This window comes from Methanobacterium sp., from assembly GCF_016217785.1.
Lineage (GTDB): Archaea > Methanobacteriota > Methanobacteria > Methanobacteriales > Methanobacteriaceae > Methanobacterium.
The window spans coordinates 73,154-86,409 of record NZ_JACRGA010000005.1; the positions used below are offsets into that span (position 1 = coordinate 73,154).

The 13,256-nt window shown below is 39.2% G+C and carries 12 protein-coding genes; 6 read left to right on the forward strand and 6 right to left on the reverse strand.

What is annotated here, in order from left to right; genetic code table 11:
- The first annotated feature begins 264 nt into the window (after positions 1-264).
- On the forward strand, positions 265-1,497 hold the full coding sequence (gene glp, locus HY987_RS01755; RefSeq protein WP_292754948.1) for a gephyrin-like molybdotransferase Glp: 1,233 nt from the start codon (positions 265-267) through the stop codon (positions 1,495-1,497).
- A gap of 54 nt (positions 1,498-1,551) precedes the next feature.
- Here the strand turns inward: glp and HY987_RS01760 are convergent, their stop codons facing one another.
- Entirely contained in the window at positions 1,552-2,280 is a 729-nt protein-coding gene (locus HY987_RS01760; RefSeq protein ID WP_292754951.1) for a UPF0280 family protein, read from the reverse strand.
- 123 nt (positions 2,281-2,403) lie between these two features.
- Between HY987_RS01760 and HY987_RS01765 the strand changes: the two genes are divergently transcribed.
- The 5 genes from HY987_RS01765 to cgi121 all read left to right on the forward strand — a co-directional run bounded on the left by HY987_RS01765 (position 2,404) and on the right by cgi121 (position 7,751).
- The gene (locus HY987_RS01765; protein ID WP_292754954.1) at positions 2,404-3,006 is read left to right on the forward strand and encodes a PH domain-containing protein; all 603 of its coding nucleotides are present in this window, start codon (positions 2,404-2,406) and stop codon (positions 3,004-3,006) included.
- A gap of 112 nt (positions 3,007-3,118) precedes the next feature.
- A complete protein-coding gene (locus HY987_RS01770) occupies positions 3,119-4,297 on the forward strand; it encodes an NAD(P)/FAD-dependent oxidoreductase (RefSeq protein ID WP_292754957.1) in 1,179 nt (392 codons plus the stop codon).
- On the forward strand, positions 4,288-5,322 hold the full coding sequence (locus HY987_RS01775) for a TIGR01177 family methyltransferase (RefSeq protein WP_292754959.1): 1,035 nt from the start codon (positions 4,288-4,290) through the stop codon (positions 5,320-5,322). The genes HY987_RS01770 and HY987_RS01775 overlap by 10 nt, the downstream gene beginning before the upstream one ends.
- A 254-nt stretch (positions 5,323-5,576) precedes the next feature.
- Complete coding sequence (locus HY987_RS01780; RefSeq protein WP_292754962.1) at positions 5,577-7,076, forward strand: (R)-citramalate synthase; 1,500 nt, start codon at positions 5,577-5,579, stop codon at positions 7,074-7,076.
- A 147-nt stretch (positions 7,077-7,223) separates the two neighbouring features.
- Positions 7,224-7,751 (forward strand): KEOPS complex subunit Cgi121, encoded by a 528-nt coding sequence (gene cgi121, locus HY987_RS01785; RefSeq protein WP_292754965.1) that lies wholly within the window; start codon positions 7,224-7,226, stop codon positions 7,749-7,751.
- A gap of 118 nt (positions 7,752-7,869) precedes the next feature.
- Here cgi121 and HY987_RS01790 read toward each other — a convergent pair whose 3' ends face one another.
- The 5 genes from HY987_RS01790 to HY987_RS01810 all read right to left on the reverse strand — a co-directional run bounded on the left by HY987_RS01790 (position 7,870) and on the right by HY987_RS01810 (position 13,158).
- Positions 7,870-8,841: a DegT/DnrJ/EryC1/StrS family aminotransferase gene (locus HY987_RS01790; protein ID WP_292754968.1), complete on the reverse strand. Its 972-nt coding sequence runs from the start codon at positions 8,839-8,841 to the stop codon at positions 7,870-7,872.
- A gap of 42 nt (positions 8,842-8,883) precedes the next feature.
- On the reverse strand, positions 8,884-10,047 hold the full coding sequence (locus HY987_RS01795; protein WP_292754971.1) for an Nre family DNA repair protein: 1,164 nt from the start codon (positions 10,045-10,047) through the stop codon (positions 8,884-8,886).
- 137 nt (positions 10,048-10,184) lie between these two features.
- On the reverse strand, positions 10,185-10,655 hold the full coding sequence (gene msrB / locus HY987_RS01800; protein ID WP_292754973.1) for a peptide-methionine (R)-S-oxide reductase MsrB: 471 nt from the start codon (positions 10,653-10,655) through the stop codon (positions 10,185-10,187).
- Positions 10,656-10,700: 45 nt separating this feature from the next.
- Positions 10,701-11,357: a class I SAM-dependent methyltransferase gene (locus HY987_RS01805; RefSeq protein ID WP_292754976.1), complete on the reverse strand. Its 657-nt coding sequence runs from the start codon at positions 11,355-11,357 to the stop codon at positions 10,701-10,703.
- 106 nt (positions 11,358-11,463) lie between these two features.
- Entirely contained in the window at positions 11,464-13,158 is a 1,695-nt protein-coding gene (locus HY987_RS01810; RefSeq protein ID WP_292754979.1) for a histidine kinase dimerization/phosphoacceptor domain -containing protein, read from the reverse strand.
- Positions 13,159-13,256 lie beyond the last annotated feature (98 nt).

Below are 13,256 nucleotides of genomic sequence, written 5' to 3' on the forward strand. Positions count from 1 at the left end.
AACTTGATCTACCCTATAATACATGTCTAGGTTAGAGTCTTCCCCTTATTTTTTTAAATTTTTAAAGTTTTTAAATCTTAAAGATTTTTCCCATTCATATTTTTCCATCAGTGATAATGAATGGAAATATCAACTAATAGAATATCAACTCAAAACCAAAACTAATTAATAAATGAAATAATTGTTTGTTATATAAGAAAAATAAAAAAACATAATCGATTTCACAAATAATCAGTTTTTTAAACCCCCTTTTTGAGGTGTATCATGGGCAAAGAATTCTTAAATCTAATGGATCCAGATGATGTGAAAAAAATCATAGACTCACTGAACATAAAACGGAAGATTGAAAACGTTAATTTGAGTGATGCCTATCAGCGAGTTCTGGCGGAAGATGTTTATGCAGCCATTGATCTACCCCCATTTGACAGGGCATCTATGGATGGATATGCTGTACGCGCCCAGGATACTTTCGGGGCTTCAGAGGATAATCCCATCACATTAGATCTGATTGAGAAAATCCGAGCCGGAGACGTACCTTCCAAAAAGGTTGAAAAAGGAACCTGCAGTGAAGTGGGTACCGGTGCTCCCATGCCAGATGGTTCCGATGCAGTGGTCATGGTCGAAGTCACTGATATCAAAGAAAACAAGGTGGACATACTGGAGGCAGTTACTCCTGGAACCAATTGGGCCATCAGGGGATCCGACATTGAAAAGGGAAAATTCCTCTTATCAGAAGGTACTCTTTTAACTGCCGATAAAATCGGGGCTTTAAGTGCAATTGGCCTCGATAAAATCTCAGTTTTTACCAAGCCAACCGTAGCAGTCATATCCACTGGTAATGAGTTGATAAAACCAGATGAAGAGCTTCAACACGGAAAATTATATGATATTAATTCTGAGTCCATATCAAATGCAGTTAAATCCTGTGGGTGCATACCTTTAGCTTCCACAATAGCAAAAGATGATTATATTTCCATAAAAAATAAAATAGATCAGTATAAACATGCTGATGTTATAATCACTTCAGGAGGAACATCAGCTGGTGCAGGGGATGTTTTGCGCCAAGTGGTGGATGATATAGGGGAAGTTTTGGTCCACGGAATTTCAGTAAAACCAGGTAAACCCACTTTAATTGGTACTTTACCCGAGGGGGATGTTGATGTCATTTTGTTTGGACTTCCCGGATATCCTGTATCTGCTTTGATGATTTTCCATGGATTCGTAGCTCCTTTCTTAAGAGGGGTTGCCGGTGTTAAAAAATTCATGGAGAAAAAAGAGGGATCTGTTCTCAAATTATCCCGAAGATATCATTCTGCCAGGGGAAGAAGTCACTTTGTACTGGTAAAAATAGAGGAGGATATTGCCCATCCCATATTAAAAGATTCCGGTGCAATAACTGCTCTTGCTGAGGCAGATGGTTATTTTGAAGTACCTAAGAATGTGGAGATCATTGAAAAAGATGAAGAAATAAATGTAATGCCTTTATCCGGGCTTTAAATTATTATTGGGCCGATATTGAATTTATTAAATCAATATTAATCAATAAAAAGATTAATAAACATCGAAAAGATCCCCTAAAACTACTTTTTTATTGGTTTCCACCAGGTCGGGGATTTTTCCCACTGTGCCTGCTGATTCTCCTACCACTACCAGAACACCCCGCAGATGTTCTCGGAATTCCTCTGCTTTCCCCAGGCAGTTCTCTACTTGCTCAACTTCACCATTTCCGGTGGCGTGGTTGGCAATGGAGGTGGCCAGTGCATCAGCTACACTGGCAGAAGAAGCAAACACGGTAACTGAGTCTGCCTGGCCAAAACTGATGGAATGACCCACTGTACCGGAAGATGTGCATATTCCCAGGGGAGTCTTGCGGGATTTGATCTTAAATCCTATCCTTCCAGATAAAGATGATTCACCTGCATATAAACCCATAATCACATCTTCATTAGTTTTAAGGGCGACATCTCCTCCATTATCCACGATTACATATCGAGCATCCTGATTCAGTAAAAAGTTAAGGGTAAGCTGGGATATGGTCCCGGCGACAGCAGCCATAGGTCCCACACCAGCTATATCAGTAGATTCTGCCATCATCTTCACAATTAGGGGTGCTTCACCAACTTTCAAGGGTTCCAGGCTTGTTTGAAATTCATTATTCATTCTAATATAAGTTTTCAGTTCTTCTCTACATTTGGTAATGAAACTAACCAGATAATGTGGTTCAATATCTGCTGTGAGTAAAATATTGGTTTCCTGGATAAGGATCCTTTTTTTTATCATTACCTAAAGATTAGTTAAAGGATGCAGATAAACTATTTAGATTGTGAAGTTTATACTAAAAACATAGTTATAATAGTTATAATAAGATGAAAAGTTTTCATAGTGAATGGTGGTAGAAATAGAATGTTTAACCGAAAGAGTAATTCAAATCCCGGGGAAAGGGTAGTATTCCAGACCCGACCCCGATTTTTAGCCAACCTGAAATCGACCATTCTTAAATTAATAATTACATTACTGATATTTTACTTTTTCAGGAGTATAATAGCATTAGCAATATCTATGCAGGAATATGTGGTGCAGATGGTGCAGATCCCCCTGATTCAAGCCACATTCTATGTTCTTATACTGATTATCATCCTCCTAATATTATCCATAATCTTGGATGTGGTATCCTGGAAGCGGAAGAAGTATCAGCTCACCAACCAGAGGGTGATAGTAAAAAAAGGACTGATCAGAAGGAAAAAATCATACATACATTACAGCAAGATTCAGGACATTGATGTTTACCAGGGTATAGTTGATCGGATATTTTCCGCAGGAGACATAGAAATTTATGGTGGCCATGAACATACCAACATCCGCTTAGAGGACGTTCCCAATCCAAGGGAAGTGGAGGATATAATTGACCGGGTTATGGTGGGAGAAGAGGTAGGTTTCAAACCCCAGCGCAGCAAAACACCCAAAAAATCAATCATCGAAGAATATGACCAAAAGTTTAAAAGATAGTCCTGTGAATATTAGAGTGTAATATATGCCCTATAGGTGTATGAATTCAAATTACTCCGAATTTTAATTTTTATATTTAAATTGCAAAATAAATCCTGATCCTAAGATTAACATGAGAAACTACGATGTGGCAGTGGTGGGTGGAGGGCCAGTGGGTTCAACCTTTGCCAGACAAATGGCTGAAAAAGGCTTTGAAGTAGCCATCCTTGAGAAAAAAAAGGAAATTGGTGTTCCACTCCAGTGTGCAGGACTGTTGGGTAAGAAAATCAAAAAAGTGAATATTTTACCCGACGAATTTATCATTAACCCAGTCCACGGAGCATTTCTTCACTCTCCTGAAAATACTGTACTTTCAGTCAGTAAAGAAAAACCAGAAGCATACGTTCTGGACAGGGTAGGTTACGATAAGTTTTTAGCAGACCTTGCCACAGATTCTGGGGTAGATATATTTTTAAACCACAGGGTTGAGAAAGTTGATTCTGTTAGCGGGGTTATAAATCTTAAGAACAATCCAAACGCCAAAATATCAGCGGATGTGGTGGTGGGAGCTGATGGTCATTCATCAATTGTATCCGGTGCGTTTAATCCTCCTGCAAAATCTTTCCAGGCAGCCCAGTACCTAATAGATGTAGGTGAAAAACGGTTCCAGAAAGATTACGTCCACCTTTATGTGGACTCAAGAGTATCTCCTGGTTTTCTGTGGGTTATCCCCTTATCTGAAACCACAGCCCGGGTAGGACTATTTGCAGATACCAGTTATCAGCAATTAAACGTGATTCTCAAGGAATTAATAACTAAACGCTCCGAACTTAAAGGAGCAACCATTTTAAAAAAGTATTATGGTGTCATCCCTAAACATGACCCCCAAAAACAGCTGGTCAAAGACAGGGTTCTTCTCTTGGGGGATGCAGCATCCCAGGTTAAACCCACCACCGGGGGTGGTCTTATAATGGGATTTGTGTGTGCAGAGATAGCTTCAAGAGCAGCATCAAAGGCACTGGAAAATGAAAACATGGAACTACTTATGAACTACTCGAAAGATTACAGGGAACAATTCAAAAAAGAGCTAAAAGTACAGTTAATGGTACACAAGATCTTCAAATCCCTTAGTGACTCTGATCTGGAATACATGTTCGGAAAACTAAAGCAGGAAGGTGCAGAAGACATAATTTCCCACTATGGGGATATGGACTCTCAATCACCCCTGATTAAAGAAATGTTCAAAAGAGGTATTATTTTTTCTATTCTTCCTAAAATGTTATCCTGGAGGATATCCAGCCTATGGAAATAGCCCTGATGTTGTCCAAGGAACATACCACCCTCCCCCGGGCAGAGGTTGAAGCTGTTCTTGAATGTGAGGGGATAAACTACCACATTAAAGAAGAGCGTGAAGGACTTCTCATTCTGGACATCCCAAATGAAACTCCAGATAATATGCTGGAGATAATAAAGAGGCTCTCATTCACTCATGAGGTATTCCAGATCCTCCTAGAAACTGATGAAGATAAATTAATCATGGAAATGGAAAAATATCCCTGGAATGATATTGTCAAATCTGATTATGCTGTTAGAGTTAAGAAGGTGGATAAAAAATCCCAATTTAACACTTCCAAACTGGAATGGGAGATGGGGGGCATTATCCGGGCTAAAGTGAAGCCAGATATTAGGGTAAATCTGGAGGATCCTTCTATTTTCATCAGGACTCTCCTAAGGGACGGTAAAGCTATTGTTGGACAACGTATAGGTCAAATATCTAAAAAACACTTCTTTAACCTCAAACCCCATAAAAGACCATTTTTTTATCCAGGATCAATGAGTCCCAAATTGGCCCGATGTATGGTAAACTTGACCCGGATAAAAAAGGGCCAAACCCTGCTGGACCCCTTCTGCGGAACAGGAGGAATCCTCATCGAAGCAGGAATTATCGGAACCCGGGTTATTGGGACGGATATCGATTATAAAATGGTTAAAGGAACCAAAGAAAATCTAGAACACTGTGGGGTCCACGATTATCAGGTTTTCAGGGAGGATGCCCGGAAACTGGAACTTCCCAGTAAGGTTGATGCTATAGTAACTGATCCTCCCTATGGTATCTCTGCATCAACCGGTGGAGAGAAGAGTGAAGATTTATACCAACAATCAATGCAATCTTTACAGGGATTATTAAAAGGTGATGGCCTTATGTGTCTGGCCACCCCTCATTACCTAGATTTGGATGAGGTATTGGCTGGTACAAAATTTAAAATAATAGAACAGCACCACATAAGAATGCATAAAAGTTTAACCCGGGTCATATCAGTCCTGGCGAAAATTTAACACAAGTTATCCCAATACTTTCAATAAAGGTCTCTTCAATTTAAAAAGATTTCTTTAAATAATAAATTCTAATTTGATTAAATATCCAATGTGTAATAATCCAGCGCGTGTAACTTTCAGTTACTAATTATAACCTATGAGTTTAATACTGGTATAATAAAATCCGCTTAAAACATATTTAATAAAATATATTACACTTAAAAAAACCATTATGGACTCTGATTGATTTTACATATCCTAAGATTGGTGATTCTATGAAAGCCAGAATATTTGATACCACCCTCCGTGACGGTGAACAAACCCCCGGAATATCCTTAACACCGGATGAAAAGCGTTTAATAGCCAGGAAACTGGATGAATTAGGAGTTGATGTAATTGAGGCCGGTTCAGCCATTACATCCGAAGGGGAAAGGGAAGGTATTAAAAAAGTAACTTCTGAAGGGCTTTCTGCGGAGATATGCAGCTTCACCAGGGCAGTTCAGGTAGACATTGACGCTGCCCTGGAATGTGATGTGGATAGCATCCACCTGGTGGTTCCCACATCAGACCTGCACCTGGAATACAAATTACGCAAGTCCCGCGAAGAAGTGAAGACCATGGCTATAGAATCAACCCAGTACGCAGTTGACCATGGTTTACTGGTGGAATTATCAGCAGAAGACTCCACCCGTAGTGATATGGAATACCTGAAAGAGATATTCCAGGCAGGCATAGATGCCGGGGCAAAACGTATATGTGCCTGTGATACAGTGGGAATGTTAACCCCAGAACGTTCCTATGAATTTTACGGGCAACTGGCAGAGTTAAAAGTTCCATTAAGTGTACACTGCCATAACGACTTTGGACTGGCTGTTGCAAACTCCCTCAGTGGATTAAGAGCAGGTGCAACCCAGGCCCATGTAACAATCAATGGAATCGGGGAAAGAGCAGGCAATGCATCCCTGGAAGAGTTAGTAGTTTCATTATATTCACTATATGATGTTAAGACCAATGTGAAACTTTCCATGTTATATGAAGTCTCTAAAATGGTGGCCAGGATAACAGGGATGTACTTACAGCCCAATAAGGCCATTGTCGGTGAGAACGCCTTTGCCCATGAGTCTGGAATCCACGCTGATGGGGTTATGAAGAAAGCTGAAACATACGAGCCTATAACCCCCGAACTTGTGGGACACAAACGTCGTTTCGTTATGGGTAAACATGTGGGTTCTCATATCATCAAAGAAAGAATCAGTGAGATGGGTTTCATAGTTGATCAGGAGAGGTTCTCCCAAATATTTAACAGAATAAAAGCACTGGGGGATATGGGAAAATGCGTCACTGATGTGGATTTACAGGCCATAGCTGAAGATGTTATGGGAGTAATGGCGGAAAAACCAGTGGAACTCCAGGAACTAACCATTGTATCCGGAAACAAGGTAATACCCACTGCATCGGTGAAACTGAAAATTGGTGATGTTGAAAAATTAGAGGCAGGAGTTGGTGTGGGGCCGGTTGACGCAGCCATAGTGGCTATTAAAAAGACCATAGAAGATGTTGCTGACATAGAATTTGAAGAATACCACGTGGATGCCATAACTGGAGGAACCGATGCACTTATTGATGTGGTGGTAAAACTCAAACACGACGGCAAAGTGGTAAGCGCCAGGAGCACACAACCCGATATTATAAACGCCAGTGTAGAAGCATTTCTGGCCGGTATAAACAAAGTTTTAACTGATAAAAAGCTTAAAAAGTCTGAAAAACTCTTATAAATATCAAACTAGTTATTAGAAATTCTATTATTTTTTAGTGAAAATTCATTAAAAATATTAAAAAGAATTAATTAAAGAATCATATCACGATGGATGAGAATTTAAAGAAATTATATCCCTAGAGACATTCAGGGGGTGATGTAAGTAATGGGACAGTACACTTTCATGAACCATGAAATACAAATAGCTGGTTTTAAAGGGGAAATTAACGATACAAACGAGATAATGGGCTATATACGGGATATAAGTTCAGAGTGTAACAGTGGGAAGTGTATAATCCAACTACTACAGGCCCGGGGAATAGCTGGTGAGAAACACATCTTACAGGCAACATTCCAGGCCATTAAAGCATTTGAACGGAACAATAACACGGCAAAAGACATGGGATTGGAAATATGTGTTCGAGCTTCATCCCAGAGGCAGATATCCAGAGCCCTTAAAATTTTAGGCATAGGAAAAGGTAAAATGGATATCTGTATGGTGGCGGTGGATTGTGAAGAAAATATCCAGAACCAGGTGGAGAAAGTTCTGGGTAGAAAGCACGACGAAGTACTCCAGGCAGATGTAGATGCACTGCAAGAATTGTATGAAATCTCCCCTCTGGAAATAACGAGTGCAGGAAACATTGAACGGGTTATGATAGAAAGAACCGCTCTTTTAAATCTTGAAATCTGATCTACGACATGGATTTAAGATTATAAACTTCAGTCTAAACTGGAATTTAAGCCAAATAATATATAAACGGATATTAAACTAAAAAAGTTTACACAAAAATTCAGGTTTTAAAAAACGTTTAAATAGTATTCTTCACAATTTCCACTATTTTCCTGAGATTTTCTTTTTTCAAGCATTCAATATCCAAATTTTTCACTTCTAAACAAACCGCAGGTTGATTAATTCTATCATAACGAGGACAAACAGTTATCATACCTCCGCCCATTACTTTAAGGTTATTTCTAAGTAAACGGGCTATGGATTTTGGTTCATCGTGTGGAATGGCTATGTTTATTCCTCGCTTTTCAGGGTGCAAAACATATTCAATTTCTTTTTTCAGAAATTCACAGGCAGCAATAGTTTTAACCAGATTTCCAGGAGTTTTTTTAATTTCTTCTACCAGGCCAGCACAAGTAACCGGGCTACTTTGGAGTGTTTTCAGGATGAAACCCGCATTATTAAAAATTCCAGGTTCATTGGTGGAGATAAACCCCCCATTACCCACATTAACAATCTTAGGGGATCCAGTGGAGGCCACCATAACATGGGAATGGTCACCACAGGCAAGGTTCTTCAGGGGATCACCAACTGATCCGGAAGCATCCTCCACCAGAATCACCCCATTATCCTCACAGATATCGTAAATCCCCTTAACTGGTTGCTCAGCCATGTAACCTGCAAAACTGGTAATGAAAAGAGACTCAGGACTTTTTAGTTTCACTTGTTCTTCCAGTGTCTCCAGATGAATAACACCCATCTTGGTGGATAAATATGTCAATTCAAGCCCATAAAACTCAGCAATCTTCCTAAAACCACTCCAACCGCCCTGGTCTGGAATCATAACTGGCCCTTTCATGGTGCTCATAGCAGCCATAATGGCCGCATTACCACTACCCATCACCCGGGCATGTTCATGACCTGTAACCTTTTTTATAGCATCTTCAGCATTTTTTTTATACTCATTACCCATGAACCGGTTTCCAAGTTCGAGGGAAGCATCACACATGGCTTCCCTGGCTTCTTTTGACGGCATTTTAAAGAAAAGTTCCATTCAATCACTTTTAATAAATCTTTTTTAGGCATTGAATTTTGATCATTTAAAGTAAGAATCCAGGGTGGTCTGTCTGGAACGGAGGATATCCTGCAGAAGATCACTTCTTTTGATGAAACTGTTTACCGGAAGCTTCAAACGGGTGTCAATATAGGTCAGGGCAGTTTTCATATCTTCAAACTCCAGGTAAGGTTGTGCCATTGCATTCCTAACATTTTCCCGGACGTTAAACACACCAAGAGGCACGTATCCAGAGTAAGCCTCCCTAAGCACAATAACTCCAGCCTGACGCTTTTCCTGAGCCAGTGCTTCTAAGACTGCCATTTTACAAGTGTAATAACAACCCCCAACCCGTGAATACTCTTTTTTACCATTATAATTCTCATAATCTGAGAATATGAGTTTTTCTTTCCCTAAAACTTCTAAAAAGGCTTCCATCCATTCATATTGCCATGGGGTGGGGAGTAAGAGCACAGCATAATAGTTCTGCAGGCTCTGGAACTCATACACTCGATGAACATCCACTGGTTCATAATGCTTCACTTCCTTAAGTAGCTGATCTCCAATAGTACTGTCACAGGCAGTTATGGACCAGCGGGTGGGAACCAGGCGTCTGCGTTTATCCACACCCATGGTGCCCACAGAAAAAGCCTTCTGCATATGAGAAAAGGGTATGTCCTTTCGGTGCAGATCCATAAGTGCTTCTCGGGCCCGTAGATCAGTGTCATAGTACACCTTCTCCAGTTCCCGGTCCCAGCGGACGTTATCAATTTCGAACTTTTCTAGAATAGCACTGGGGCCATGTGGGGCCTGGTATTCACTGAATGAAACTCCTCTGGGTTTTTTCCAGAACTCTGCTTCACTATCAATAGATCCTGAGGCCAGGGAGATCTCCTGGAGTTTCTCCACCATCCGGTTATCCAGATCAGTGATTCCAATCATCTTTTTACCCCGAACCAGACTCATCCGGTATGAAATAATATCCTCCTGGCTTTTATCACCAGGAATCCATGCTTCTGGAGTGTCCATAATAGCGGTATCTCCAGATACAGGGGAGATCATGGGACCTGCATATACCTTGGGATAATTCCAGCTACCAATGAATACTGAAGGGGGTGTACTACCCTCTAATTCTTTACCAACCTCAACTGAGGGTATCTGAAACTTGGAAGTCAGCTTTTTAAGGTAAGTTTTCTTACCCATCATAGTATTTAGATTATCTCCTCTTTTTTAAAAGACTTTAGCCAGCAGATGAGAACTAATTATCACAGACTATCTGGTTAAGCAATCAACTACACTTGTCTGAAATGTAAATAAATGGAATTAAATTTCTAATCCACGTATCATTTGATGGTTTGTTTAACAAGGTTCAGTGATGCTGAATTCATACAGTAACGCAGGCCAGTTGGTGCCGGGCCATCATCAAACACATGACCCAAGTGTGCATGGCAGCGGGCGCAAAGAACCTCTGTGCGCACCATCAATAAACTACGGTCAGTTTTGGTGGTGATGTTTTCACCAGCCACTGGTGCCCAGAAACTGGGCCAACCAGTTCCTGAATCAAATTTGGTCTGGGAGTTAAATAGATCAGTGCCACAGCACACGCACTGGTAAATCCCATCCTCATGGCAATCATGATATTTGCCAGTGAAAGCCCGTTCTGTCCCTTTTTTCCGGGCAACATCAAACTGTTTCGGGGTTAAAAGCGCTTTCCATTCTTCATCAGTCTTCACCACTCTTTCAACCAGCTTTATCTCCTTCAAACTTGCAAAATAAATAGGGACAAAATCCTTTTCAGGGGTTTCCTTTTTCATTATTTTCTCCTCATTGAATTTATAAACACTCATGAATTTAAATAATTATTTCACTATTTTTTTACCAATATAATAAAAACCATTGGATTTGTGACCATTCATGGTATTAAAAACAGTATTTTCCAAGTATAGCTTTTTGTAATCTTCAGTTAACTTTAAAATATGTTTTTTGGTGTGATGTCTTAAAATTACACCTTCAGGAAGTTCGAAAATTCCATAAATCCCATATTCATCTTCAAATTTTTCATAACGCTTGAGATTTCTCTCATCATCATTTAAGAGAAAATCACTAATGTAAAGTATTCCATTATCCTTTAAAACTCTTGAAATTTCTGAAATTAATTCTTCCTGTTTCTCGTTTTGAATGTTACTGGTTAAAACTCCAATGAGTAGCACTACATCAAATGAATTATCTGAAAATGGAAGATCATCTCCATTATTCTTGATAAGGTTAAGATGAGGATGCAACCTCAAACCCCTGTTTATCATCTTCTCTGAGAAATCTACCCCTTTTAAATTCTTAAAATCGTTTTTATGAAGTTCATTTAAGGTTCTACCGTAGCCACAACCTACATCTAGAATATTCATTTCAGGAGGGATATGTTTTTTAAATTCTGCCAGTGGAAATGGTGTGGGGAATTCTTTTTCCTCTGCAACCTCATCCCAGTATTCTTGCTGATGAGAAACCTTTTTACTATTCATAATCCTCTCCAACTTTAACAGATTATATCTCCTATTTAAGAATATAACTAAGTATCTGTTGACACAATCCTAAAACGCATTATATGTGATATTGGCATAAGTAAAATCAAAACCTTTTTTTATAATCTAATTCCTTGAATTTAACTGTGTACCTGGTCCCATTATTTGTATGCATTTCAATTTGACCATCTAACTGGTTTACCAGGCTGTTTATCAGTTGAAATCCTAAAGTTTCTGCCTTTTTAAAATCAATGTCTTCCGGGATTCCAATACCATCATCACTCATTTTCAGAATGAAGGCATTACCATCTCTTTCTAGTTCCACAATTATCTTCCCTTTCTGTTCATTGGGAAATGCATGGTTAACTGAATTGGCAACGATTTCATTAATAAGAAGTCCCAGGGGTATGGCAGTTTCTAATTCCATCCTGACATCTTCAACGTTGACAGTAAGTTTCACACGTCCTGGATCTTCAATATGTGATGTTAAAAGCTCTTTGGTAAGATTTTGAATGTATTCAGACAGGTTGATATGTGAAAAATCCTGTGAACTGTAAAGCTCCTCATGAATCAGGGACATGGTTTTCACACGGTTCTGACTGCTTTCGAAAATTTTCAGATCCCTTTCATCTTTAATGTGCTGGGTTTGAAGGCTTAAAAGACTGGATATGATCTGCATGTTGTTTTTAACTCGATGGTGAAGTTCACGCAGTAGGAGTTCTTTCTCTTCTAAAGATGTTCTGAAATTTTTTTCAGCAACTTTCAAGGAATCAATATCAGTCATGCTGAATACCACTCCTTTGTACTGATTTTCCTTATCAAATAATGGGTTTCCTAATGATTCAACCCATATGTAACGTCCGTCAGCCCGTATGAATCGATGTTGCACGCTTCCGGGTAAGTATGAATCATTAGCCTCCCTGAAAGCAGAAGCGACCATAAATTGATCATCAGGATGGGTTAAATTGATAAATTTGAAAACATTTTCACCCAGGATTTCTTCAACATCATAACCGAGAATAGTTTTAATTGAAGGGCTGATATACTGGAAAGTTCCTTCCGCATCGATCTGCCCCACCACATTCAGCATATTGTCTGTAACCAGACTTAAAAGTCTTTCGCGTTTTTTTAGTTCTTTTTCCGCCATTTTATTCTGCAAAACAACAGAGGCGATGTTAAGGATGGTTTCCACAGTGTTGATGTTAAGGGGTTTACCATTTTTTTTGGTTACTATATTCACACTCCCGAACATCTCCCCTTTGAATGAAAAACCCATCACATAGGTTTCATCAACACCGAATGCTTTTTCAATCATGCGATATGTTTTTGAAGGTAGTTTCCCCGCGGTGATGTAGGATAGACCATCCTCTACCTTTTGCAACTTCCCGCTTGATAAGAAATTTTTTGATCCTTGATCCAGGGTATCCTGGGGGAAGTTGAAATCATCTATTTTCACCCCAGTTAACTTCTCAGCAAGATCAGCCATTTTGGGGGTGATCCCCACTATATCCCGAACTTTAAAACTACCAGAATCTTCATCATAAGTGGAAATGATAATGTAAGCATCTTTAACTACTTCCTGAAGTTTTTCCAGTACAAAATCGTATATATCGGATTCTGTGGGCAGACCCAATAGCTCCATTACCAGGGGGGATAAAAATTTCAAAGCATCCTGAAAAGGTTTGTTTTCAGGTTTCATTAAATTAAAATCAGCCATATGGTCTTCTAATTCAGAATATAAATTCCTATATTTTGTTATTTCATCAATTAACTGTTCTTTAGATTTTTTTTCATCATTCATGATGATCATTTTCTAAGGATGGGTTAATAAAAATCTATAATAAATTTATATTCTCTTAATATTATAATTATTGCCATATAATTAAAGAAAGGCTATTA